This window comes from Shewanella sp. Iso12, from assembly GCF_012030025.1.
Classification (GTDB): Bacteria; Pseudomonadota; Gammaproteobacteria; order Enterobacterales; family Shewanellaceae; genus Shewanella; species Shewanella algae.
Map to the genome: position 1 here is coordinate 561,111 of NZ_JAAUHW010000002.1, position 24,301 is coordinate 585,411.

The 24,301-nt window shown below is 53.0% G+C and carries 19 protein-coding genes; 10 read left to right on the forward strand and 9 right to left on the reverse strand.

What is annotated here, in order from left to right:
• Positions 1–35: 35 nt before the first annotated feature.
• Positions 36–1,346 (forward strand): acetyl-CoA C-acyltransferase FadI, encoded by a 1,311-nt coding sequence (fadI, locus tag HCX89_RS06500; RefSeq protein ID WP_045282694.1) that lies wholly within the window; start codon positions 36–38, stop codon positions 1,344–1,346.
• Positions 1,347–1,352: 6 nt separating this feature from the next.
• Entirely contained in the window at positions 1,353–3,491 is a 2,139-nt protein-coding gene (gene fadJ, locus HCX89_RS06505; RefSeq protein WP_109247339.1) for a fatty acid oxidation complex subunit alpha FadJ, read from the forward strand.
• Between the two features lie 504 nt (positions 3,492–3,995).
• Here the strand turns inward: fadJ and HCX89_RS06510 are convergent.
• The 3 genes from HCX89_RS06510 to ggt form a co-directional block, all read right to left on the reverse strand.
• Complete coding sequence (locus tag HCX89_RS06510) at positions 3,996–5,624, reverse strand: methyl-accepting chemotaxis protein (protein WP_025887179.1); 1,629 nt, start codon at positions 5,622–5,624, stop codon at positions 3,996–3,998.
• Positions 5,625–5,969: 345 nt separating this feature from the next.
• Positions 5,970–8,063, reverse strand: a complete 2,094-nt coding sequence (locus tag HCX89_RS06515) for a putative Ig domain-containing protein (protein WP_117200795.1) — start codon at positions 8,061–8,063, stop codon at positions 5,970–5,972.
• A 570-nt stretch (positions 8,064–8,633) separates the two neighbouring features.
• A complete protein-coding gene (gene ggt / locus HCX89_RS06520) occupies positions 8,634–10,376 on the reverse strand; it encodes a gamma-glutamyltransferase (RefSeq protein WP_109248733.1) in 1,743 nt (580 codons plus the stop codon).
• Between the two features lie 92 nt (positions 10,377–10,468).
• Here ggt and HCX89_RS06525 point away from each other — a divergent pair, with 92 nt between their 5' ends.
• Positions 10,469–11,650, forward strand: coding sequence for a GNAT family N-acetyltransferase (locus tag HCX89_RS06525; RefSeq protein ID WP_109248732.1), 1,182 nt, complete (start codon positions 10,469–10,471; stop codon positions 11,648–11,650).
• On the opposite strand, the gene HCX89_RS06530 is transcribed toward HCX89_RS06525, so the two are convergent.
• The 3 genes from HCX89_RS06530 to HCX89_RS06540 form a co-directional block, all read right to left on the reverse strand.
• Entirely contained in the window at positions 11,647–12,261 is a 615-nt protein-coding gene (locus HCX89_RS06530) for a LysE family translocator (RefSeq protein WP_025887183.1), read from the reverse strand. The genes HCX89_RS06525 and HCX89_RS06530 overlap by 4 nt on opposite strands.
• Positions 12,262–12,411: 150 nt before the next feature.
• Positions 12,412–13,452: a 4-hydroxyphenylpyruvate dioxygenase gene (gene hppD / locus HCX89_RS06535; protein WP_039033461.1), complete on the reverse strand. Its 1,041-nt coding sequence runs from the start codon at positions 13,450–13,452 to the stop codon at positions 12,412–12,414.
• Positions 13,453–13,523: 71 nt separating this feature from the next.
• Entirely contained in the window at positions 13,524–14,684 is a 1,161-nt protein-coding gene (locus HCX89_RS06540; protein ID WP_167715399.1) for a homogentisate 1,2-dioxygenase, read from the reverse strand.
• Between the two features lie 244 nt (positions 14,685–14,928).
• Here HCX89_RS06540 and HCX89_RS06545 point away from each other — a divergent pair, with 244 nt between their 5' ends.
• Positions 14,929–15,843, forward strand: a complete 915-nt coding sequence (locus tag HCX89_RS06545; RefSeq protein ID WP_025011124.1) for a LysR family transcriptional regulator — start codon at positions 14,929–14,931, stop codon at positions 15,841–15,843.
• Between the two features lie 118 nt (positions 15,844–15,961).
• Positions 15,962–16,756 carry a TIGR00266 family protein gene (locus HCX89_RS06550; protein ID WP_044734707.1) on the forward strand — a complete coding sequence of 265 codons (795 nt, stop codon included), beginning with the start codon at positions 15,962–15,964 and terminating at the stop codon, positions 16,754–16,756.
• 152 nt (positions 16,757–16,908) lie between these two features.
• Here the strand turns inward: HCX89_RS06550 and HCX89_RS06555 are convergent, their stop codons facing one another.
• Both HCX89_RS06555 and HCX89_RS06560 read right to left on the reverse strand, forming a co-directional pair.
• Positions 16,909–17,229, reverse strand: a complete 321-nt coding sequence (locus HCX89_RS06555; protein ID WP_109248730.1) for a hypothetical protein — start codon at positions 17,227–17,229, stop codon at positions 16,909–16,911.
• Positions 17,226–17,690 carry an EVE domain-containing protein gene (locus HCX89_RS06560; RefSeq protein WP_109248729.1) on the reverse strand — a complete coding sequence of 155 codons (465 nt, stop codon included), beginning with the start codon at positions 17,688–17,690 and terminating at the stop codon, positions 17,226–17,228. The genes HCX89_RS06555 and HCX89_RS06560 overlap by 4 nt, the downstream gene beginning before the upstream one ends.
• 143 nt (positions 17,691–17,833) lie before the next feature.
• Between HCX89_RS06560 and HCX89_RS06565 the strand changes: the two genes are divergently transcribed.
• Entirely contained in the window at positions 17,834–18,184 is a 351-nt protein-coding gene (locus HCX89_RS06565; protein WP_025011120.1) for a DUF6508 domain-containing protein, read from the forward strand.
• 331 nt (positions 18,185–18,515) lie between these two features.
• Positions 18,516–20,237: an AMP-binding protein gene (locus tag HCX89_RS06570; protein WP_109248728.1), complete on the forward strand. Its 1,722-nt coding sequence runs from the start codon at positions 18,516–18,518 to the stop codon at positions 20,235–20,237.
• Positions 20,238–20,300: 63 nt separating this feature from the next.
• Here HCX89_RS06570 and HCX89_RS06575 read toward each other — a convergent pair whose 3' ends face one another.
• Positions 20,301–21,290 (reverse strand): cytochrome-c peroxidase, encoded by a 990-nt coding sequence (locus HCX89_RS06575; RefSeq protein ID WP_025887187.1) that lies wholly within the window; start codon positions 21,288–21,290, stop codon positions 20,301–20,303.
• Between the two features lie 346 nt (positions 21,291–21,636).
• Between HCX89_RS06575 and HCX89_RS06580 the strand changes: the two genes are divergently transcribed.
• Genes HCX89_RS06580 through HCX89_RS06590 form a run of 3 tightly spaced genes read left to right on the forward strand, consistent with a single transcriptional unit; the run spans position 21,637 to position 24,251 of the window.
• A complete protein-coding gene (locus HCX89_RS06580; RefSeq protein ID WP_025011118.1) occupies positions 21,637–22,401 on the forward strand; it encodes an ABC transporter substrate-binding protein in 765 nt (254 codons plus the stop codon).
• A gap of 52 nt (positions 22,402–22,453) precedes the next feature.
• Positions 22,454–23,482 carry a DUF2817 domain-containing protein gene (locus HCX89_RS06585; protein WP_236574396.1) on the forward strand — a complete coding sequence of 343 codons (1,029 nt, stop codon included), beginning with the start codon at positions 22,454–22,456 and terminating at the stop codon, positions 23,480–23,482.
• Positions 23,475–24,251 (forward strand): alpha/beta fold hydrolase, encoded by a 777-nt coding sequence (locus HCX89_RS06590; protein WP_159353077.1) that lies wholly within the window; start codon positions 23,475–23,477, stop codon positions 24,249–24,251. The genes HCX89_RS06585 and HCX89_RS06590 overlap by 8 nt, the downstream gene beginning before the upstream one ends.
• Positions 24,252–24,301: the final 50 nt, after the last annotated feature.

The following is a 24,301-nucleotide window of genomic DNA, read 5'->3' on the forward strand; positions in this document are numbered from 1 at the left end:
GTTTTCGGCGTGCGCCACTGTAAAGAGGGTGACAAATGAGTGACAGACAACAGGTAACCAATGCCAGGGGCGAGCGGATTGCCATAGTGGCCGGTCTGCGTACCCCGTTCGCCAAACAGGCGACGGCGTTTCACGGCGTATCGGCGCTGGATATGGGCAAGATGGTGGTCAATGAGCTGCTCAGTCGCAGTGAATTGGACCCCAAGCTGATTGAGCAGCTTGTCTATGGCCAGGTCGTACAGATGCCGGCAGCGCCCAATATTGCCCGTGAAATTGTCCTGGGTACCGGCATGAACTTGCACACAGATGCCTACAGTGTTACCCGTGCCTGTGCCACCAGTTTTCAGTCCACTGTCAATATTGCCGAGTCGATCATGACGGGCAATATCGAAATAGGCATAGCCGGGGGCTCGGACTCCTCCTCTGTGCTGCCTATCGGGGTGTCCCGCAAGTTGGCCCATGCCTTGGTTGATCTCAACAAGGCCCGTACCCTGGGACAGAAGTGGAACATAGTTCGCCGTCTGGGGTTCAAAGATCTCTTGCCTGTGCCGCCTGCTGTGGCCGAATATTCCACCGGCCTGTCCATGGGGCAAACCGCCGAGCAGATGGCCAAGAGCCACGGCATCAGCCGCGCCGATCAGGACGCGCTGGCCCACCGCTCTCATACCCTGGCGAGCCAGAGCTGGAACGAAGGCAAGCTCAAGGATGAAGTCATGGTGGCTCATGTACCGCCCTACAAGAGTTTTATCGAGCGTGACAACAATATCCGCGACAACTCGTCCCTTGAGTCTTACGCCAAACTCAGACCCGTATTCGACCGCAAGCACGGCAGTGTCACCGCCGCCAACAGTACCCCGCTGACCGATGGCGCCTCGGCGGTGATCCTGATGAGTGAAGGCCGAGCCAAGGCCCTGGGTTACACCCCCATTGGCTATATCAAGAGCTATGCCTTCAGCGCCATAGATGTTTGGGAGGATATGCTGATGGGGCCATCCTACGCTACGCCACTGGCGCTGAAACGCGCCGGTATGCAGCTCGAAGATCTGACCCTGATAGAGATGCATGAAGCCTTTGCCGCCCAGACTTTGGCCAATATGAAGATGTTTGCCTCGAAGAAGTTTGCCGAGGAAAAACTCGGTCAGAGCCGCGCCATTGGAGAAATCGATATGAGCAAGTTCAACGTACTCGGCGGCTCGCTGGCCTATGGCCATCCGTTTGCGGCCACGGGTACTCGCTTGATCACCCAAGTGTGTAATGAACTGAAACGCCGCGGTGGCGGTACGGGGCTGACAACCGCCTGTGCGGCCGGTGGTCTGGGTGTGGCAATGATAGTGGAAGTGGAGTAATTGCAGATGGAAAACAGCAACAAGAGTTTTAGCCTCAGCCGCCGCGACGACGGCATTGCCATTCTTTCCATGGATGTACCCGGCGAAAGCATGAATACCCTCAAGGCCGAATTCGGCCCTGAGATCAGCGCCTTGCTGAGCGAAATCAAAGCGGACAGCGGTATCAAGGGCTTGGTGATCATTTCAGGCAAGCCCGATTCCTTCGTGGCCGGCGCCGATATCTCCATGCTCGATGCCTGTCAAAGCGCCGCTGATGCCCGCGAGCTGTCGAGCTCAGGGCATAAGGTGTTTGCCGAACTGGAAGGGTTGAAGATCCCCGTGGTGGCAGCCATTCACGGCGCCTGTCTCGGTGGCGGCCTCGAGCTGGCACTGGCTTGCCATCTGCGGCTGTGCAGTGACGACAAGAAAACCATGTTGGGGGTGCCGGAAGTTCAGCTCGGTCTGCTGCCGGGCGGTGGTGGTACCCAGCGTCTGCCACGCCTGGTGGGGATCACCACAGCGCTGGATATGATGCTTACCGGTAAGCAGGTTCGCCCCAAGCAAGCGCTGAAGATGGGGCTGGTGGACGATGTGGTGCCCAAGTCGATTCTGCTGGAGGCGGCAGTTGAACTGGCATTGGCCGGCAAAGCCAAGCGCGGTAAAGGCAAAAATAATAAACCTATGATGAACAAGCTGCTCGAAAGCAACGGCTTTGGGCAGAAAATCATCTTTGATCAGGCCCGTAAACAGGTTGCCAGAAAAACTCAGGGTAACTATCCGGCGCCGGACAAGATCATCGACTGTGTGCGGGTGGGGATGAGCCAGGGGCTAGAGGCAGGTTTGGCCACCGAGGCGCGCCATTTCGGCGAGCTGGTGATGACGCCCGAGTCGGCGGCGCTGCGCTCCATCTTCTTTGCCACCACAGAAATGAAAAAGGAAACCGGCGCCGAAGGTGCTGAGCCGAGTCCGGTTCACAAGGCCGTAGTGCTCGGCGGAGGCCTGATGGGCGGCGGTATCGCCTCAGTGACCACTACCAAGGCCAAAATTCCGGTGCGGGTCAAGGATATCAGTGAGCAGGGACTCAGCAATGCGCTGGGCTATGCCTATAAGTTGCTGGATAAGGGCGTCAAGCGTCGACATATGACCCCGGCGGTGCGCGATAAGCAGATGGCCTTGATGACGACGACTACAGACTATGTCGGGGTAAAGGATGCCGACATAGTGGTCGAGGCGGTATTTGAGGATCTCAGCCTCAAGCATCAAATGGTGCGGGATATCGAGCGCGAATGCGGTGAACACACTATTTTTGCTTCCAACACCTCGTCTCTGCCCATAGGTCAGATTGCCGAAGCCGCCGCCAGGCCGGAAAACGTCATCGGCCTGCATTACTTCTCGCCGGTAGAGAAGATGCCGCTGGTGGAAGTGATTGCTCACGACAAGACCTCGCCCCAGACGATAGCCACCACAGTGGCCTTTGCCCGCAAACAGGGCAAGACGCCGATAGTGGTGAAAGATGGCGCCGGTTTCTATGTTAACCGTATTCTGGCGCTCTATATGAATGAAGCGGCGCAGCTGCTGCTTGAGGGCAACAGTGTCGAGAGCCTAGATAAGGCGCTGGTGAAGTTTGGCTTCCCGGTCGGCCCTATCACTCTGCTCGATGAAGTGGGTATTGATGTGGGCGCCAAGATTTCGCCGATACTCGAAAAAGAGTTGGGTGAGCGTTTTGCTGCCCCCTCTGCCTTCGATAAGCTGCTCGCCGATGACCGCAAGGGGCGCAAGAACGCCAAGGGTTTCTATCTCTATGGTCCCAAAGCCGGCAAGAAGAAGGAAGTGGACAAGAGCGTTTATCAGGTGCTGGGGATAGCGCCGGGTGTTGGCGCCGAAAATGCCAACCTGGCAGAGCGCTGTGTGGTGCAGATGCTCAATGAAGCGGTGCGGTGTCTGGAAGAGGGCATCATAGCCTCTGCCCGCGACGGCGATATTGGCGCCATCTTCGGCATTGGCTTCCCGCCTTTCCTCGGTGGGCCTTTCCACTATATAGACACCATGGGCGCCGATCAGTTGCTGGCCAAGCTGGAACGCTTCCAGAGCCGCTTCGGCGACAGATTCGCCCCGAGTGAATTGCTCAAGACCATGGCCGCAGAAGGACGACGCTTCTTCGACTGACAGTGATTGGAATGGCTGTTCTTCGAATCGCCTTTGAGTAACAGCACTTTGAATAACAGTGCTTTGAGTTACAGTGCTTCGAATAACAGCGCTGCTTTACTGTAAAAGCGGCCTCAGGCCGCAACCCTCCAACCAAACGCCCCGGTAAGGCAGTAAATCTCCGGGGCGTTTTTTTATAGAAGCTTGGGACGTCCCGCTCTTGGCAACCAAGGTGGCAGAGCTCAGGGAAGAGCAAGGAGCCAATCTAAATGAGTGGGTCGCTATGCTTATCAATGAGCAGAATGCTGATGTCAATCTGGCATCAGATACAGGGCGATGCCGCGTTTAATGATCTGAAAGCCTGTCCACTGGATAAGTCAGCCTTGGCAGAGGTTTTCTAGCCTTGATAAAGGCAAACTGACTACACGCTTTATCCAGTCAGCTTATCGGTTGTTTCCATGGTGAGCCGGCTTCTGTGGCTTGGCGGGATTCGCCGTAAGCCACAGAAGCCGGGTTAATGTTGACTCAGAGCTTGAATACTTCCATCCTGGCTTTGAGGCTATGGGTTAAGTTGCTGATCTCCTGGCACGCTATGGCCGTTTGCGATGCCCCTTCGGCCATTTCGGTCGACACGTTATTGATATGGTCGACACTGCGGTTCAACTCTTCCGATACCGCATTTTGCTCACTGCAGGCGGTAGCAATTTGAGTACTCATTTGGGCGATGTTTTCCACCGAGTGCTCTATTTCGGTTATTTGGTTTCCGGCTTCGTTAACCTGCTCTACGCATTGGGTGATACCCGTCTGACATTCTTGGCTGGAAAGACCGATTTTGCTGCTGTTTTCCTGCAGTTGATTGACGATGTCGACAATTTGCGAGGTTGAATCCTGGGTGCGCTGCGCCAAAGAGCGCACTTCGTCCGCGACCACGGCAAATCCACGTCCTTGCTCACCGGCTCTGGCCGCTTCTATGGCGGCATTCAGTGCCAGGAGGTTGGTTTGTTCCGCGATGCCGCGAATAACGTCGACCACCATATTGATGTTGTTTGAGCTTGATTCCAGCTCTCTTGCCAATAGATCGGATTGCTGAATGCTCTTGGACACTTGCTCGATAACCGCCACGGTGCGTTGCAGGGTAGCAGTGCCTTGTTTGGCGACTTCGGTTGCCGAATAGGCCGACGTTGCCCCAGCCTCGGTATTTTGAGCCACTTCGGCGACTGCTGCCTGCATTTGGGTCATGGCCGATGCGACAGAGCTGAGCTCTGATTGCTGGTTTTGCATACTCGAGGCATTTTGCGCCGAAATGGCACTCACTTCCTCCACCGCTGCGGTCAGTTGGATGGTGGAGTCGCTGATCTCAGACACCAGAGAGTGGAGGTTGGCCTGCATGGTGACCAACTCTTTCAGTAGTGTTCCCAGCTCATCTTTGGTCAGGGCCTGCTCATCTATGGCGTTATTCAGTTGTCCCTTGGCTATCTTGGCGGCGAATTTCAGGGCCCTGTCTATGGGGCGGCAAATTGCCCGCGAGAGCAGAGTGGAGGAGAGGGCTATCACCATTATGATGATGAGCGCACCTATGGCAGCACCGTACTGGGTCAATGAGGCTTCATGCTGAACGTCATCACTGATTTTATTGATTAATTCATCATTGAGCCCCAAGGTATTGTCAAGACTCGTCAAGGCGCGGGAATAGGTATCAAAGCTGGAGAGGATCACCTGATTGGCGGTTGTCGCATCACCTTTTTTCAATAGTTCATTATAGGAACGGGTTTCCTGAATGTATTGATTCCAGGTGTCTTTAAAGGCTTTAAAAGCGTTCTGCTCTTGCCTGCTCAGTTCCAAAGCTTCGTAGGCGACTATGCCCGCCTGAACGTCGGCTCTCAGTTTATCCAGCCCTTGCAGCCATTCACCTATTTGCGGGTTATCTATATTGGGAAGCAGTGAAAACTCATCTTTTCGAACCTTGGTGATATCGACTTGGATACCTTTCAATATGGCCACCGAAGGCAGGCTCTTGTCGGTCAGCACCTTGATATTTTGGTTCAATGCCGACAGGCTCAGTACCAATAATATGGCTACAGCAGCAAATACCACAAAGACGACCAGGTAACTCGCCCATATTTTTTTAACGACACTTAAGTCTCTAATATTCATTTACTTCCCCATCAAGGATTGGCTATTAGACAAATGTACAATAACTATAGCCTGATTCCGGGGGACTCCCACCTGTTATAAACAGTTTGCTATTCCGTTTGAAGATTGTGACTTTCCCAACGTTTGTGGGTGATGCCAAGTGAGTGCTAAAGCCAAAGTCAGGCGGGAGTTGTGTTTTTTGCCAAGGGGAATAAATATGCGGCGTTACATGCTACGAGCCACTTAAGAAAGGTAGAGCGTGTTTACTTGAGACAAAAAAGCCGGTCAGCATCTTGCCCACCGGCTTGGTAGAGTTCACGGCATCAGAGCCCTATTCAGTCAAGGCGCCGATTCTATTTAGCGGTATCACTCGTTATTGCCTGTCCCTGTCCATTGGATATTGGCTTTAATCTCTTCCACCAGACCGGCATCCTCTTCGGTAACATGACCTATAACACTGTAAATTTTGCCGACAACAGGTTGCTCGATATCGAATTGCGCCTGGCAGTATTCGATACTATTTTCTTTACCGGAGAACAGATAGGCAGGAATGCGATATTCCATACCTTCGTAGCTGAGGTTGAGGTCGTAAAACTCCCTTACCTCATCACAGCTGAAGTCGGTGTTGGGTACATCGAAGTAGAGCCCCACCTTGGCGCCGCCATTATCCGCAGCTGTCATCTGCATGGTCAGGTGACCGAGCTGATAGCTTGCTTCCGTGGCCGCCGGCAGTTCCGCTGTAAACATACGACCTTGGGCATCGTCATCAGACTCAATATCCAGACGTTTTTCTACATCATCGGCTTTGCTGAACAGGGTATAGCGACCGTCCCAAAGTTGCAGCACTTTGGCATTGTCACCGACACCGGCAATGGCGTCGTTCAGTTTGATGGTTTCCTGATGTTCAACACCTTCATCATCGCCGTACTCCAGCACCATTTGGCCTAGTTCATTAATGATATAAGTGGAGACTTCCACGGTTGCAGTGGCGGAACATTCGCTGAGGTTGTCTTGAGTGCGGACATTACGCAGCACAGAGCCGTTTTTGAACTCCAGAGTGTCGCACCATACTTGCATCACACCGTCGTCGTTCTCGTCGGCAGAACCCCATTCTGTAGTGAACCAGGTTTTGCCTTCCAGCGGATGTTTGGGCTCTGCTTCGACACCGTTATCGGCAACCTTGACTTTGAGGTCGGTCTTCACAGCTGCATGTTTGCCGTCATTGACTGTCACAGTGATCACAAAGTCGCCGGCAACCAGAGGCTTGCCGGACAAACGCAATGAGTCACCTTGCTCAATTTTCAGGGCGATACCTTGCATATCCGTCATGGCGCTGAAGGTCAGTTGATCTTTATCCTGATCGCCAAACAGCTCATCCAGGTCAATCACCTGATCGATTTGATTGCCTACTGTCAGCGACATGCGTGCCAGTTCAGCTTCCAGTTCGGCTTTTTCAGCCGGGTTGATGACAGGAGCATGGTTGATACTGCTGACTTCAATCTCAATTTCCAGTGGGTATGAGCGGGCGCCCTTGCTGTCGGTGGCGTAAGCGTGCAGCTCAATTTCACCGGCTACCTTAGGTGTACCGCTGAGTACGCCTGTTTTGGCATCGAATGCCAGGCCCAGGGTTTCCAGTGCTATGTTGCCATCTTCCTCCATCAGGCTCAGAGTGAAGCTGTCGTTGTCCTTGTCGGCAAAAGCGGCTGACAAATCTACGGCAGTCATCGGCTGACCCAGTTCCACTTCAATTTGGGGCAGCTTGTCCAGCTCAGTCTGGCTCAAGGCAATATGAGGCCTGTGGTTGGACTCTACACCGCCTTCTGGGGTGATCACCGGCTCGTAGTCGTCGAGTTTGTCACCGGCTTCTACCTTGGCAGCCACATCTTCAACCAAGCGTTGCAGATGCGCTTCAGCCAGGCCCTGATGGCTAACCAGCGTCTCGCCGACAATGTTCAGCGCTTGAGCGACCTTGTTGGCACTACTCTTGGCCAGATAGTCACCAAACAGCAGCTCTGGTTCGGCTTTAAGTTCTGCAAATTGAGCCGACACAGCTTGTTCGGCATCCGCCTTGGATACACCTTGGTTGGCATCCATATGCTTGACAACCAAGTCGGTCAGCGGGCTGATCACTTGGCTGTTGGCATCTTTGCTTGCCGGGGCCTTGAGCTCAAAGTTTTTTTTCACCAAGCCGCGGCTTTCATCCATGGTCTTGTCGGCAACAGCCTTAACACACAGTGTTTGTCCCTGATATTGGCCATCGATCCGGGCAATACCGCCTTTGCCGGTTGTCGCCACTTTGGTTTGGCAGTTTTCGCCGGCATAAACGTCGGCATTCACCAGATAACCATCAATGGCTGTGACCGAAAATGATTTGGCTGTGGGGTTGTCATTGTTGTCGCTGCCGCCGCAACCGGCCAGTGCCAGTGCAATTGACGCTGCAAGCAAAGTCGTCTTCTTCATTCTTTATCCCAAAATAATTTGAGCGCCTTGATGACGCCCATCCACCTTTTTAGATACAAAAGTTCCATTTAAAGGGATGCAGATGATAACTTTGATAAATAAAAGATAAATTGATTGGCATCACATAAAATTCCTGATTAAAAACAGTGTGATAGGTTGAATTTTGAGCTGTGGTTTAATTTTGAACACATATTGGCGTCATAATCGCCAAAAGTGCCGCTATCTGAGTTTTTACTTGTCAGAAGCAAGGAATTGTGCCGCCTGAATGGATTGATAAATGCTTATAAATAAGAGGGTTATTGATGGCTTGTTAATTGCGTCTCGGGTAGCAGAAATGAAAGCTCTGGATTGAATTAGCGCATATTTAGCCCACGCCAAGGCGCGGAGGTTAAGCCGCCGGTTTGTTAAAAGTGAACCTTGGTTCAGTGTAAAAAACAGCTCCGCAAGAGTGGCATCTGCGGAGCTGTTTTAAATGAGAGTTAAGCCGAATTTAATGCCCGTCGCTCACTACTTTGTTTCAGAAACCTATCTAAGGAGTTTTTTCAGTGGCTTAGGTTTAGGTAACTGGGCTCAGTAGCCCGCCGCTTCGCTGCCGGCACGGCGCGGGTCAGATGCACCAAATTTACCTTCTTCGGTCACCATAATGCTCTGGGTGCTGCCCATGGAACTTTTGACCTTGACCTGGTGGCCCATGGCTTCCAGCAGCGCTATGGTGTCACCATTGAGGCTGCGCTCAACCCGAATTTCATCTGGCAGCCACTGGTGATGCATTCGCGGCGCAAAGCTGGCTTCGGCGATATTCAGGTCGTGGTCAATCACATTCATGATGATCTGCAGCACTGTGGTAATGATCCTGGCGCCACCCGGGCTGCCGGTAACCAGAAACGGCTGACCGTCTTTCATTATCATGGTCGGGCTCATGGAGCTCAGTGGCCGCTTGTTGCCCTGTACCGAGTTGGCTTCACCGCCCACTAGGCCATAACCGTTGGGGGTGCCGGGTTTGGCTGAGAAATCATCCATCTCATTGTTCAGCAAAATCCCTGTACCATCGGCCACCAGCCCAGAGCCATAACTGAAGTTGAGGGTATAGGTGTTGGATACCGCATTGCCCCATTTATCCACGACCGAGTAGTGAGTTGTCTGGTCACTTTCATAGGGGGCCAGTTTGCCGGGTTTGACCTGGCTTGAAGGGGTGGCGTGCTTGCTGTCGATGCTCTTGGCCAATGTCTGGGCATAATCCGGGCTCAACAGGGCTTTAACCGGCACAGGATAGAAATCCGGATCGCCGAGATACTCGCTGCGATCGGCATAGGCCCGTCTCATGGCCTCGGCCATAAGATGCAAAGTGGCGGCGGTGTTGTGGCCCAGATCATGGATGGGGTACTGCTCGAGAATGTTGAGGATCTCTATGATATGGATGCCACCCGATGATGGCGGCGGCATGGAAACCACCTCATAGCCTCGATAGTGTCCGCGCACCGGCTGGCGCTCTATGGCCTGATAGTTGTTGAGATCCTCAAGGGTCATGATGCCGCCGGCGGCCTGAATGGCACTCACCAGTTTCTCGGCGGTTTCCCCTTGGTAAAATCCTTTGCTGCCCTGTTTGGCAATCAGCTCCAGCGAGTGAGCCAACTCAGGCTGCTTGATGATGTCGCCCGGTACAAAGCTGCTGCCATCTGCCTTGTAGAAGATGGCGGCAGAGCTTGGCCATTGGGAGATGCGGCGCTTAACCCCATCGAGGGAGTTGGCCAGATCTGAAGTAACGCTGATCCCTTCCCGCGCCAGTTTGATCGCCGGGGCTATCACTTGTTCCCGTTTCATGGTGCCATACTTGGACAGGGCCAGCTCCATGCCCATCACAGTGCCGGGAACACCCACCGCCAGGCCGTGCTCGCGGCTGAGTTTATTGACCGCATTGCCCTTGTCATCGAGGAAGATATCCCTGTGGGCCTTGGAAGGCGCCATCTCCCGATAGTCTATGGCTATGGTCTTGTTTTCCTTCGCCAGGTGTACCAGCATGAAACCACCGCCACCTATATTGCCGGCCCGGGGCAAAGTCACTGCCAGGGCATAACCCACGGCCACTGCTGCATCTACTGCATTGCCGCCTTGCTTGAGAATATCCACCCCGATACGGGAAGCCAGTGCCTCTTGGCTGGAAACCATGCCATGCTTGGCCCAAACGGGCTGGGCTGTGGCCATTTCACTGTAAATCGAGGATTCGTTGGCGGTAGCTTGTGGGCTGTAACTCAGGGTGGAGGCTGCAGGCAGAGCCAGAGCGACGGCGAAGATCAGCGGTTTTATCAGACGCACTATATTTCCTTATACTGCTTTTGCTTAAGTTGCTATGCAATGTGCCGCCAATTATCCTTGATTGCAAGTTTGCCTCGGCATATGGAATAAATTTGGACAATAAGCACTGGCAGTGGCGTTTTGCCGCCGGCATTGATGAGATCCCCGCCGCCGAGTGGGATCTGTGTCTGGCTGAAGATGGCCAAACAGAGCCGGACAACCCATTTTGTCGGCATGCTTTTTTGAGGGCGCTGGAGCAAAGTGGCAGTGTTTGCGCCGCAGCCGGCTGGCAACCCATGCATTTACAGCTGTTTTGCAACGACAGGCGTTTGGCTGTGATGCCTCTCTATCTCAAGGATCACTCCTGGGGCGAATATGTGTTCGACTGGGCCTGGGCCGATGCCTATCAGCGCCACGGTGAAGCCTATTATCCCAAGCTGGTCAGCGCCATTCCCTTTACGCCTGTCACCGGCCCAAGACTCGGGATTGCGCCCGAGGCCAGGGCGGCGGCCACTGATATCCAGCAGGCGCTGGGGAAACTGTTTTGGCAACTGCTTGAAAGCTACTCCTCCTGGCATTGGCTGTTTGTCAGCAAGGGGCAACTCGATTCATTGCGGCATTTGCCCCAGACCTTGGTGCGGGAAGGCACGCAGTTTCATTGGTTTAACCGGGGTTACAGCCAGTTTGATGATTTTTTGGCGCGGCTCAACTCCAAACGGCGCAAGAGTATTCTCAAAGAGCGCCGCGCCTTGGCTGGCTTGCAGTTTGTCTGGCTCAGGGGCGATGAACTGCAAGATTGGCACTGGCAGCTTTTCTATCGCTGCTATCGGCAAACTTACCTGAAACGCTCCGGCCATGGGGGATATCTTCAGCCCGACTTTTTCAAGTTACTCGGTAAGTTGATGGCGGCCGAGGTGCGTTTGCTCCTGGTGCACCGCTTGGGTGAAACGCCGCAACAGGCGCTGGCATGCGCGCTTTATCTGCAGGGGAAAGATACCCTTTATGGCCGCTATTGGGGTGCACTTGAGGAGATCCCGGCGCTGCATTTCGAGGCCTGTTACTGGCAGGGGATAGACTACTGTATTGATAATGGCCTCAGTTGCTTCAACGCCGGTGCCCAGGGGGAGCACAAGCTTATCCGCGGTTTTGAGTGTGTCACCACCTATTCGCTGCATGGCATAGCGCATCCAGGCTTTCGGGAGGCGATAGCCGATTTCTGTCAAACAGAGGCCGGCAACAACCGCTTGTATCAAGCGCAGTTGCAGCAGGCCTTACCCTACAAAAAGGGCGATTAACCCAGCGCCAGCCAGACACCGACCCCAAGCATCAGGCTGCCGGCTATCCGGTTGAGCAGACGGACATTGTTGCCACGGCTCAAAAACAGCCTCAGGCTCTTGCCGCCATTGGCATAGGCCAGCATGCAGATGAGCTCGGTACACATGATAATGCCGATGAGTGCCGTCAGTTGCGGTGCCATAGGTTGCTGCAGATTGATAAAGGGAGGCAGCAAGGAAATCATAAAGGCCCAGCCCTTGGGATTGGCAATGGCGGTGACAAAGCCTTGGGAGATCAACGCCGTGCGCTTGATACTTCGGGGTTGGTCCAGATTGGCCATCTTGCCCTTGGCCCGCCACATATTGATGCCTAGCCAGATAAGATAGGCACCGCCAAGATATTTGAGCCCCTGGAAGATCATTGGATGTTTCAACATAACCGTGGCCACACCCAGCACGGCCGCCAAAGCCACCAGGGCGACCCCCACGAGTTCACCCAGCATCATCCACAGAGTGCGGCGCACCCCAATGCTCATCCCCAGTGTCATGGCCAGGGTCATGCACATTCCCGGGGTAACGGAAACAAAGAAAAAGGTTGGAATAAAAGCGACGAGCAGGGCGTAGTCTTGCATTTTGGGTACAGCTGTCTCTCAAAAAAGGGAGATCAGTCTAATGAAATCCTACCGGGTGACAAAGTAAAAAATTGCAGTGCTCAATACACTAAGGCGGAAAACAAGAGACCGATCATCAGATCGGTCTCAAACGGGTGATTTCGCTATCGGTTACAGCACGCCACGCTTCATTTGATCGCGCTCAATGGATTCGAACAACGCCTTGAAGTTACCCTCGCCAAAGCCGAGGTTGTTCTTGCGCTGAATAATTTCGATAAAGATGGGGCCGAACAGGTTTTTGGTGAAGATCTGCAGCAGATAGCCACTGTCATCCCCGTCCACCAGAATTTGATGATGCTTTATCTTGTCACGGTTTTCCGTCACCTGAGGCACCTTGTCGAAGATGGTGTCGTAGTATTCAGGGATGATGTCCAGGGTCTCGATTGAGGTTCCTTCCATGGCATCGAGCGAGGCGACTATATCCCGGGTGCGGAACGCCAGATGTTGCACGCCCGGGCCGTTATATTCGCGCAGGTACTCATCAATCTGGTTTTTGTCGTCACCCTTGCCCTCATTGATGGGAATACAGAAGCTGCCATCGGGAGAGCGCAGGGCATAGGAGACCAAGGCGGTTTGTACGCCGCTGATATCGAAGTAACGCACTTCGGTGAATCCGAAGATATCCTTATAGAAATCAGACCATTGTTCCATAGTACCCTTGTGGACATTGTTGGTCAGGTGATCCACTTCCATAAAGCCTTTTTCAGGGACTATCACAGGGGCAGGCAGGTCGACAAAGTCTGTCTTGTAGATGTTGTTCTGCTCGCCGAAACGGTCGATGAAGTAAATCAGGCTGTCGCCTATACCATAGATTGCCGGGTAGGGCAGATCAGTGTGGGCCTGATCCGCCGGACGGGCGCCGCGGGATACCGCCAGTTGCAGGGCATAATTGGCATCTTCTACCCGCCACCCCATGGAGCAGATGGCCGGGCCATGGTGCTTGGCAAATTCGGCGCTGAAGCCTTGACGCTCCTTGTTGAGCAGAAAATTAATGTCATTCTGCTTGTAATAGAAAATCTCCCTGTCCTTGGCTTTTTTCAGCATGGAGAAACCAAAGTCGATAAAGACCTGGTGCATGAAATCACTGTCCGGGGTTGCAAACTCGGTGAATTCGATACCGAGCAGTCCCAGTGGATTCTTTTCGCTTGCCATTTCTATGTCCTCTTCAATGATGTTGCTTGCGGCCATTCTCTGATGGCCTTGCTGGATATTCGGGTCCGGGCTCAGCCTTCGAGCCAGGAGCGGTTGTAATCAGTACTCATGCAGCTTTGCACATGGGTGGTTAACTGCAGCGGGGCAAAGGTGTCCACCATAACGGCGTATTCATAGGTGTCTTTCTTGCCGATGGAGGCTTCGGTGCGCCCGGGCTGTGGCCCATGAGGCACGCCTTTTTGATGCAGTGTCAGGTAACCGGCTTCTATGCCGGTGCGGCTCATAAAGTCGCCATCCACATAGTAGAGCACCTCGTCACTGTCGATATTGTTGTGGTAGTAAGGTGCCGGGATCGCCTTGGGATGGAAGTCGTAAGGTCTGGGAACAAAGTTGCAGATAACAAAGTTGTGGGCGGTAAACACCAGATGATCCGATGGGGGCAGGTGAATCTTGCCTACCTTGGGCGCGTACTCTGTGATGTTGAAGGCCCAGGGGTAGACAAAACCGTCCCAACCCACCAGATCAAAAGGATGCCATTCCAGCTGAGTCAGCTGATACTTGTCGCCAAACTTGCTGACCAGAGAGAACTCCCCTTGCTCGACCCTGGCCTCTGTTAGTTCGGGTACCCGGATATCCCGCTCGCAATAGGGCGCCGACTCCAGCAACTGGCCATAGTCATTGCGAAAGTGTTTGGGGATCTCCACCATGGAGAAGGATTCGATCACCAACAAGCGCACATTACTATAGTCCTTGAATTTCAACTGATAGGTGGTGCCGCGGGGGATCACCAGATAGTCCCACTTTTGCACCTTGAGCTTGCCGTATTCACTTAAGAGCTCGCCTTCACCCTCGTGGACAAATACCACCTCGTCGGCGTAGGCATTGCGGTAGAACAGCTCGGTATCCTCGGTGACTCTGGCAGTATAAATCGCCAGATCCTGATTGAAGAAAATCTTGTTGCGGGCACAGAAGAAGTGCCCCTTTCTGTCGGCCTGTTTACTGTCCAGTTTATAGTTCTGTACCAGGGAGTCCTGCCACACTTCACCATGGCTGAGCTCAAAAGGCTCAACGGTTAACGCCTTGGTAGGCATATTGTGGTGATACTTGTTGGAATAGATATTGGAAAAGCCATGGGTTGAAAACAGCTCTTCACGGTAGAGTTCACCGGATGGCTTCTCAAATGCGATATGGCGCTTGTTGGGAACCTGCCCCTGTTTTACATAAAATGGCATCTGACTCTTCCTTGGTGGCGCTTGCTGTTAACCTTCTTTGGGAACCTTCGGCGGCCACTGTTGTTATTCTTGTTCTCTTTGCGCTCTTGTCTGTCGGAATTGCCGGTCGCTGGCAGCGCAAATGAGCCGTTTTTGTGATCTATCTTTCAATTTAGTTGCGCGCTTGTACAAAAAAAAGAATAATTATTCGGCATACTCAATCTAAAAATTTGATTGTCTTGTTGGATTTACGGGAGTGTAAACCTTGCGTATCGATATCGACGCCTTCAATGTGCTTAAGGTGGTGGTGGAAGAGGGCAGTTTTGCCAAGGCGGCAGAGCGTCTGCACAAGGCGCAGTCTGCGGTCAGTTATCAGATAAAGAAACTGGAACAATATCTTGGCGTTAATCTGCTTGACCGTAATCAATACCGGGCCGAGCTGACTCACGAAGGGCGGGTTATTTTGGCCGAGGGACAACGCTTGCTGGCACATCTTGGCAATATTGAGCATCTGGCCAGCCGTTTCAGTGAGGGGTGGGAGCCCAGATTGGAGCTGGTGATAGACGGCGCCTTGCCGATGGAGCCTATCATGACCGCCCTCAAGCGCATGACAGAGCATAAGATCCCGACCAAAATCCAGCTCAATATGGAGTTTCTCGGTGGGGTACAACACAGGTTTGAGCGCGACAGCGCTGATCTTATGTTGGTGAAAGACTATCGCAGTGGCCCCAGTTACCACCCCAAGCCCCTGCCTGCTATCACAAGTGTGTTGGTGGCAGGTAAAGACCACCCCTTGACTTCGCGCCGCGGCATTACCCTGTCAGAATTGCAGCAACATGTGGAGCTCACCATCGAAGACTCATCACCGGTCAAGAGCCAGCGCGATGAGCTGCAGTTCGGCGGCGACAAGGTCTTTTATCTCTCCGGTTTCATCATGAAAAAGAACGCCTTGCTCAAGGGCCTGGGTTTTGGCTGGATGCCGGACTTCCTGATAACCGAAGAGTTGGCTTGTGGTGATTTAAGTGAGCTGGACTTTGTCGGCGGCAGCCGTTTTCGTTTTATTCCTCAGTTGGTGTCGACGCTGGAGCGGCCTCTTGGCCGTGCAGGAAGGCTGTTTACTGAGCTGATTCTGGAGGAGTTTGAGCGCTTTCAGGGGGATAATGCCAGCGGTCTGGGTTGAAGCATTCTGTTACTTTTTACTCAAATCACATCCGTCTCCTCACTTGCTGTTTTGACATTTTATGTCATAGACTGAGTGCCAGGTCATTCAGACCCTAAACCATTGAGGGGGAGTTTCAATGAGCAAGAACAGCCATGAAGTGGATTATGAGATCAAGGGCGAGAGCATGCAGCTGGTTGAGGTGGAGCTGGATCCCGGTGAAACCGTGATCGCCGAGGCGGGCGCCATGACTTACATGGAGGAAGGGATCAGTTTTGAAGCGCGCATGGGCGATGGCTCAGAGCCGGATTCAGGATTCTTTGGCAAGTTGATGGGGGCCGGTAAACGTATGCTGACAGGTGAAAGCCTGTTTATGACCCATTTCAGCAATCAGGGCCAGGGCAAACGTCGGGTGTCGTTCGCCGCACCTTATCCCGGCACCATCCTGGCAATCGATCTCGATGAGGTCGGCGGTGAACTCATTTTGCAGAAAGACAGTTTTCTGGCCGCGGCTATGGGTACCCAGGTGACCATGAGGTTCAATAAGCGCCTGGGAACCGGTTTCTTCGGCGGTGAAGGCTTTATTTTGCAGAGCCTCAAGGGTGATGGCATGGCCTTTATTCACGCAGGTGGCACCTTGATCCGTAAAGAGCTTAAGGGCGAAACCCTGAGAGTGGATACCGGCTGTCTGGTGGGCTTTACCAACGGCATCGATTACGACATAGAGAGGGCCGGCTCTCTCAAGTCCATGGTGTTTGGTGGTGAAGGTTTGTTTTTGGCGACACTTTCAGGGCATGGCATAGTGTGGCTGCAGAGCCTGCCGTTTTCCCGTATGGCCGACAGGATCATTGCCCATGCGCCTTCCGCCGGTGGCAGTGACAGGGGAGAGGGCTCAGTGCTTGGTGGAATTGGCCGTATGCTGGATGGGCGCTAAAGCGCTATTTGCGAAACTATCAGCAGAGATAGCAGTAAAGATAGCAGCGAAGAAAGGCAGTCAAGCGCTTAACCTATTTTGCCGACAAACAAAAAAGCCATGGTTTCTACCATGGCTTTTTGCTTTTGAACTTAGGGCTTTTGATAACGGTATCAATGTTCCAGGATCTCAATGATCCTGCGGGTCTTGTCGTGCAGCTTGAACAGTGTGCCTTCAATGTCGACCGTTATCAGGCCATCATTGCCCAGCGGCACAACCACTCGGCCGCGGGCATAGATATCATTATCAAGAATATCGCCCCTGTGATAGCGCTTCTGCCAACCCGGAGGCAAAGGTTCACCCCGGGCGGCTTTCTTTTGCAGTCCAGGGGGCAAATTTTTGTGGTCTTTATCCTGCTTGGCCAAAACGGCCGGACTGGCCAGCAGGGCACCCAGGCTGATTGCTACCAAGGCTTTGGATAGTTTGTTTGTCATAGTTTCTCTCCTGCGAGTAGAAGAATACGTTGCCATTCCTGCTCTGTGACCGGTTGCACGCTCAGCCTGGCCCCTTTTTGTACCAGATACATATGTTCGAGCTGCGAGTCTGCCTTGATCTCTTTCAGGCTAACTGTTCTGGCAAACTGACGTTCAAAGCCGATATCCAACTGAAACCAACGCGGTGACTCTGGGCTCAACTTGGGATCAAAGTAGGGTGACTCTGGATCCCAGGCCGTGGTATCGGCTTTGGCCTCTCCGACGACTCTGGCAGTGCCCACCACGCCCGGCGTTTTGCAACTGGAATGATAGAACAAAATGGCGTCGCCGATTTGCAGTTCATCGCGAATAAAGTTTCGAGCCTGATAATTGCGGATCCCGCACCAGGGTTCCACCTTGACCCGCTGTAGATCGCCGATACTGAATTCATCGGGTTCGGATTTCATCAACCAGTACTTCATGCTGGCACTCCTTGAGTGTTTTTACCAGAAAAGCTTACCAGCCTGTTAAGCACTTATTCAGCAAGGCAAGGGCAGACTGACCTCATTAGATTGGTAGATTATGCATTATTGTGATAATCGATGTAAAAGATTAGGAGTCGCCTATGGCCACACTTAGCCTGACAGCTTCAACTGCTGATTATCAAACCTATCGCCATGATTTTGCCCGCGGGGAACAGGATTACAATCCCGCGACAGTCCATAAATTTGTTGCTGAAATGAAGCGCCAAGGCATGCTGCTCAACGAGTTCAGTTGGGATGATTGGTACCAAAACAGCCATATGGTCGACAGGCCTGAATATATCGCCGATGCTTCCTTGTATGAATGCCGCTTGCTGCTCAGTGCCATGGTGCGACTTGAGCGTTTCAGCCCGGGTGTCCTGCAGAACATGCGCCGCCAGGGGGTCATGTTGGCCTTACTGGAAAGAATGCAGCAACTGCAAAAGGCGGCCTGAGAATATCCGGGGGCTGATCTTATATTGTCCATTTTGCTGCCATGATCCCGTCATCGGCAGACTTTTTATTCAGGGCTCCTTTGAGGGCCCTGATGGTTTTTGAGCCATTATTCTTTAGTCTAAAAGCCGGTTTCCTTGCTTGTTATTCCAATGCGCCATTCGTTAGAGTCGTTATGAACCCTGCGCCCAGGCCGCAGTGAAAGCCAATCATTGCCGCTGTTTTTGATACTTTTCAGATGCCGCCAATATGGCTTCACACTGTGAAGGGAGGGCCGCCGGCTCAGGGTGACAGACTCTTCCTATAACGATAAAACAACGCACGGAGGCTTAGATGTCTGCCAACAAGACAAGCAAGCAACTCAATGATTTACCTCTGTCCCAGAGCCGTTATCTGGGGCACAGTAATACTCCCTTGATAGACAAGACCATAGGCCAGTATCTGCAGGATATCTGCAACCGCTATCCGGACAACACTGCCGTGGTGATGCATCATCAGCAACTGTGCTGGAGTTATGCGCACTATCTTGAAGAGATAGATAAACTGGCCACAGGCCTGCTGGCACTGGGTATCGGCCCCGGGGATCGGGTCGGGATCTGGTCGCCCAATAATATCGAGTGGTGTCTGACTCAATTTGCCACCGCCAGAATTGGCGCCATCATGGTGTGCATCAATCCGGCTTATCGCCCGGAAGAGCTGGAATATGCACTCACCAATGTGGGCTGTAAGGCACTTATCACCCACGACAAGTTCAAGTCCAGCGATTACCTGGCGATGCTGAATGAGCTGGCGCCGGAACTCAGTGATGCCGAGCCCGGCAAACTGATGTCCCGCCGTCTGCCTGAGCTGCGCTGCGTTATCCGCACCGGCAGTGACAAGACGCCGGGCATGCTGAATTTCCCCGAGGTATGTGCCATGGGCTCTGAGGCGGAATATGCCGATCTCAAAGGCATAGGTGAGCGTCTATCGCCTCATGATGCCATCAATATTCAATTCACCTCAGGCACCACGGGGAACCCCAAAGGCGCCACGCTGACCCACCACAATATTCTCAACAACGGCATGCTGGTGGCCGACGCCATGGGCTTTGGCCCGGACGACAAGCTTTGTATTCCCGTGCCTCTGTACCACTGCTTCGGCATGGTGCTGGGGAACCTGGTCTGTCTGGCTAAAGGTGCCACGGCCGTGTTCCCATCCGATGCCTTTGATCCTGCTATTACCCTCAAGGTGGTTGAGCAGGAGCGCTGCACCGGACTTCACGGGGTGCCGACCATGTTTATCGCCGAATTGGAGTTGGCCAACTTCCGGGATTATGACCTCAGCAGCTTGCGAACCGGAGTGATGGCCGGAGCCACCTGTCCCGAGGAAGTGATGAAACGGGTGCATAAGTTGATGCATATGACGGAAGTCGTAATCGGTTATGGCCAAACCGAATGCAGCCCGATCAATAACATGACAGAGGTCGAGTCCTCGCTGGAGAAGCAGGTTACTACCGTGGGCCGGGCTCTGCCCCATACCGAGGTGAAGATTATCGATGAGTTCGGTGAAATAGTGCCTGTAGGTCAGCCGGGTGAGGTGTGCAGCCGAGGTTACTGTGTGATGCTGGGGTACTGGAATGATCCGGCCAAAACCCAAGCCACCATAGACAAAGATGGTTGGCTGCACTCTGGCGATCTCGGGGTGATGGACTGCGAAGGTTATGTGCAGATAGTCGGCCGCATCAAAGACATGATTATCCGGGGCGGTGAGAACATCTATCCGCGGGAGATTGAAGAGAAACTCTACACTCATCAGGATATTCAGGATGCCGCGGTATTCGGGGTACAGAGTGAAAAATACGGTGAAGAGGTGTGTGCCTGGATCAAGATGCGCCCCGGCAGTACTGTCACTGAAGATGAAATCCGTCACTTCCTGACCGAAAAGGTGGCTTATTTCAAAGTGCCGCGTTACATCAAGTTTGTTGAGCAGTATCCGATGACAGTTACCGGTAAAATTCAAAAGTTCCGCATGCGTGAGCTGATGTATGAAGAGCTGCACCGGGATATCAATGGCTGAGTCATTTAAACCGCAACAGTAAAAGAGAAGCGCCGCAATGCGGCGCTTCTCTATGGTTATGAATTACTTGCCGAAAGGAACCGGCCTTGGGGTATCTTTATTGGATGGCGGCAGAATCGGCAGTTCAACCTTGGGCTGTTCCCCGGTCAGCGACTTGAGGAAGGCTACCATCTCCTGAGTTTCTTTTTCGGTCAACTTCTGACCCAGCTGGATATCCGACATGGTGTTGACCGCCTCTTCCAGGTTCCAGACGCTGCCGTCATGGAAGTAGGGGTAGGTGAGTTCAATGTTACGCAGAGTCGGCACCTTGAACACCATCTTGTCAGCTTCCTTGCCTGTTACTCCCTTACGGCCTTCGGCAGGGTTATCCGTGTGGAAAGGCTTGATGAGTCCCATCTTCATATACATGGTGCCACCGACCGCCGGGCCATTGTGGCAAGCGACACAGCCTTTGTCCTTGAACAGCTGATAACCCGCTTTGGCTTCGGCGCTGATGGCCTTTTTGTCGCCTTCCAAATATTTGTCAAAGGCGCTGTTGGGGGTCACCAGCGTCTTTTCAAAGGCGGCAATTGCATCTGTGATCCTGTCGATATTGACCTCTTCAGAGCCGTAAACCTGCTTGAAGCGGGCACGGTAAGCCGGCATGGAAGCAACGGTTTCGGACGCCAGCTCATGAGTAAAGCCCATCTCTTTAGGATTGGCTATAGGACCTGCGGCCTGTTCCTTGAGATCTTTGGCGCGGCCATCCCAGAACTGTGCCAACATATAATCAGCGTTCAATACGGTAGGCGAGTTGATAGGACCTTCTTGCCAGGCATGACCGATTGAGGTTGGCAGGGCGTCGACCCCTCCCATGGAAAGGTTGTGACATGAGTTACAGGAGATAAACCCGGATTTTGATAATCTGGGTTCGAAGTAAAGCATTTTTCCGAGTTCGACCTTTTCCGGCTCGGTGATTTTCACCGGCTTGATAATTTCGATAGGCTCAGCCGCCTGAGCCGCAGTCATCCCGAGGGCTGCCGTTACAGCCATGACCAGTGCTTGATATCTCATTGCTATCACCTCTAATAGGCTTACTTTGTGTGTGGTTATTTGTCTATCATAGTGATGGGAGAGGGGCTTTGACAGCTGTTAATATCGATTGGCTCCATCGTTGATTTAGATGGATTTTTTGTGATGATTGCCGCGGTTTTTACCTCTTGCTTTAGCTATCTTGTCTGAATCGACTTTTCTCACATTTTCATCCTGCATCACGCTTTGGGTAAAAGTGTGCTGAGGGCGATACTTTTATCTTCCTGGCAGCGCTTATTAGAGCCTGTGGCTGACTGACATCGACAAGCTATACTCTGTTAACTTCCTGAATGCTTATGGGACTGGCCTTGGCAAACGGAGTGATACTATGGCAAGAACCTCAATCACCTTTTTCGGCCGGCCCGCGCTGTTCGTTCTCCTGTTGTTACTTTATAGTGGCAGCCCTGTGGCTCGCGCCGACACTCTGCAACTGAGCTCGCTTAATTGGCCACCCTACACTGGTCAGATGCTGGAACAACAGGGGGCTTGTGTTGCCGTGGTCAAGGCAGCACTCGCTGCCATGGGCCATGACCTCAAAGTCAATTTCTACCCCTGGAGCCGGGCGGTTAAATTGGCAGACATGCCTGGTTCACCCTATCTTGGTTACTTTCCCGAGTATTATCACCAAAGCGATAAGTTTATCTTTTCAAAGCCCTTTGGCTTCAGTCAATTGGCACTGGTGGAGCAATCCCAGCGGCCTGTGAGCTGGCAACAGTTGCAGGACTTGCAGCGTTACAATCTCGGAGTGGTAAAGGGCTATGTTAATACCGAGAGCTTGGACCGGGCCATGGACTCAGGCCGGCAACCCTTCGAGCTGGCCAATTCCGATGAACAAAACCTTCGCAAATTGGCGGCCGCCAGAATTGATGCCGTGGTGATCGACGCCAATGTTTATCGTTACCTGCTGCGGCAAAAGGGGATGGAGGAGTTGGAAGGCAAGCTTAAACTGAATCGGCAATTGCTGGCCAGCAAGGGCTTGCTGGTGGCTTTTCGAAATTCCGAAGAGGGGCAACGTTGGCGGGATATTTTCGACCAGGGATTGGCCCGAATTGATGCCAAGAGCATATTGGAGCAACACTTAAAGTATCATTGAGTTGTCATCCAAAGCGGCTAAATTGAGCACTTTACCCCAGATGGACGGGTCTGTGACAGAAAGTGCCTATGAGCTTGAACTGCTTGCCGAACTGGAGCATAAATACCAGCAACATTTGAACGCCAGGTCTTTGGCCCAAGTCGGCTTTGCCGGTAAGTCGCTCGATGTGCGGGCGCTGGAGCTGGGGAACCCAAATGCCAGGGTGCCCACAGTGCTGTTCGTCGGCGGTGTTCACGGGGTAGAGCGTATCGGCAGCCAGGTGATACTGGCGCTTCTTGGCAGCTTGTTGACCCGCTGCAGTTGGGATAAACATCTGCAGCTGATGTTAACTCAGATACGGCTGGCGTTTGTACCTGTGTTGAATCCCATCGGCCTTATCAGGGGAACCCGTGCCAATGGCAATGGGGTCGATTTGATGCGCAATGCTCCCATAGATGCCCGCGGCTCAGTGACTTTTATGGTCGGCGGTCAACGGCTTTCCCGCCATCTTCCCTGGTATCGGGGCCGCAGCAATCAATTGGAAGCCGAGACCCGGGCGATTATTGACTACAGTAATGAACTTATAGCCCGCGGCAGCAGCTTGATTGTGCTCGATGCTCACTCAGGTTTTGGCCTGGTGGACCATATCTGGTTTCCCTTTGCCTGTAAGGATACGCCTTTTGCCCGCCTGGGGGAGGTGTATCATCTAAAGCAGTTGTTCGAAATGAGCTACCCCCATCATTGTCACTATCATATTGCGCCCCAAAGCCGCTTCTATCGCACCCACGGTGATATTTGGGATTATTTGGTCAGTTGTAACCCCCAAGTGCCTTTCCTGCCCTTAACGCTGGAAATGGGCTCCTGGGCCTGGGTCAAAAAGAACCCCAGGCAATTGCTGCGTTTCTCCGGTTATTTCAACCCTCAAAAGCAGCACAGGCTGCAGCGTATTTTACGGCGCCACTTTACCCTGATGCAGTTCTTGCTCGATGTGGGGTATGCTCAGGTACTGGAGCAACTGCCTGAACTTCATCGGCATCACCTGGATTATCAGGCACGAAACTTTTGGTATCCACAAGCGGCGGAGAAACCAAGTCATGACTGAGCAGCAAACCTGGGTGATGATCCGCGGCTTGATGCGCGATAAACGTCATTGGCAGGCCTTTGCCGATAATCTGCTGGCGGCGGGGTTTCGGGTGGAGCTCATCGATCTGCCGGGAAATGGCGATAGGGTGGCGGATACCAGTCCCTGGGATATTCAGGATTATGCCGACTTTGTTGCAGATGAAATGTTACGGCGCAAGGTGGGTAAATGCCGAATATTGGCTATCTCCATGGGCGCCATGGTGGCCATGACACTTGCCGGGAAAAATGACACTGAAGCCGGCCGCCAAAAGGGATTTCAGCTTGAGGGGCTGTTATTGCTCAACAGCAGCGCCGCCGATCTTTCGCCTTGGTATCAGAGATTTCGGCTGCAAGCCCTGCTACGAGCCTTGTGCTCCAGAGTCAAAGGCGAGGGCATTCAATGGCGCGAGGCGACGATTCTAGCGCTTACCAGCCTTGCTCATGCCAAAGACAAGTCTCTGTGCCGTTTCTGGAGCCAACTGGCGCTTGAGGCCAAAACCACACTCGCCAATGGCCTGCGACAAATTGTTGCCTCGGCCCGCTTTCGCTCCCCGGCTAAGCTGTGGGTGCCGGCAACCATTGTTTATGGCTGTGATGATCACCTGGTTTCGCCCAAGTGCAGCGTTCGCCTGGCGGCCAAATATCGGCAAAAGCCGATTCCTTTTTGCCGCTGCGGGCATGATGTGGCGCTGGATAGGCCTGAGTTATTGCTGGAGTTGGTGCAGCGTTTGAGTCGACAAATGCCCTAGACTTGTTTGGGTAAAGCCGGAGCCCAGGTCGAAAACGAGTCAGATATCCG

What these genes read in the sequence shown, in the direction of transcription:
- HCX89_RS06590 (WP_159353077.1), top strand. Translation starts at nt 23,475, where the DNA reads ATGACTGAGCAGCAAACCTGGGTGATGATCCGCGGCTTGATGCGCGAT.
- HCX89_RS06580 (WP_025011118.1), top strand. Translation starts at nt 21,637, where the DNA reads ATGGCAAGAACCTCAATCACCTTTTTCGGCCGGCCCGCGCTGTTCGTT.
- HCX89_RS06570 (WP_109248728.1), top strand. Translation starts at nt 18,516, where the DNA reads ATGTCTGCCAACAAGACAAGCAAGCAACTCAATGATTTACCTCTGTCC.
- HCX89_RS06540 (WP_167715399.1), bottom strand. Translation starts at nt 14,684, where the DNA reads ATGCCATTTTATGTAAAACAGGGGCAGGTTCCCAACAAGCGCCATATC.
- HCX89_RS06555 (WP_109248730.1), bottom strand. Translation starts at nt 17,229, where the DNA reads ATGACAAACAAACTATCCAAAGCCTTGGTAGCAATCAGCCTGGGTGCC.
- fadI (WP_045282694.1), top strand. Translation starts at nt 36, where the DNA reads ATGAGTGACAGACAACAGGTAACCAATGCCAGGGGCGAGCGGATTGCC.
- HCX89_RS06550 (WP_044734707.1), top strand. Translation starts at nt 15,962, where the DNA reads ATGAGCAAGAACAGCCATGAAGTGGATTATGAGATCAAGGGCGAGAGC.
- HCX89_RS06515 (WP_117200795.1), bottom strand. Translation starts at nt 8,063, where the DNA reads ATGAAGAAGACGACTTTGCTTGCAGCGTCAATTGCACTGGCACTGGCC.
- HCX89_RS06560 (WP_109248729.1), bottom strand. Translation starts at nt 17,690, where the DNA reads ATGAAGTACTGGTTGATGAAATCCGAACCCGATGAATTCAGTATCGGC.
- HCX89_RS06530 (WP_025887183.1), bottom strand. Translation starts at nt 12,261, where the DNA reads ATGCAAGACTACGCCCTGCTCGTCGCTTTTATTCCAACCTTTTTCTTT.
- HCX89_RS06565 (WP_025011120.1), top strand. Translation starts at nt 17,834, where the DNA reads ATGGCCACACTTAGCCTGACAGCTTCAACTGCTGATTATCAAACCTAT.
- HCX89_RS06510 (WP_025887179.1), bottom strand. Translation starts at nt 5,624, where the DNA reads ATGAATATTAGAGACTTAAGTGTCGTTAAAAAAATATGGGCGAGTTAC.
- HCX89_RS06575 (WP_025887187.1), bottom strand. Translation starts at nt 21,290, where the DNA reads ATGAGATATCAAGCACTGGTCATGGCTGTAACGGCAGCCCTCGGGATG.
- hppD (WP_039033461.1), bottom strand. Translation starts at nt 13,452, where the DNA reads ATGGCAAGCGAAAAGAATCCACTGGGACTGCTCGGTATCGAATTCACC.
- fadJ (WP_109247339.1), top strand. Translation starts at nt 1,353, where the DNA reads ATGGAAAACAGCAACAAGAGTTTTAGCCTCAGCCGCCGCGACGACGGC.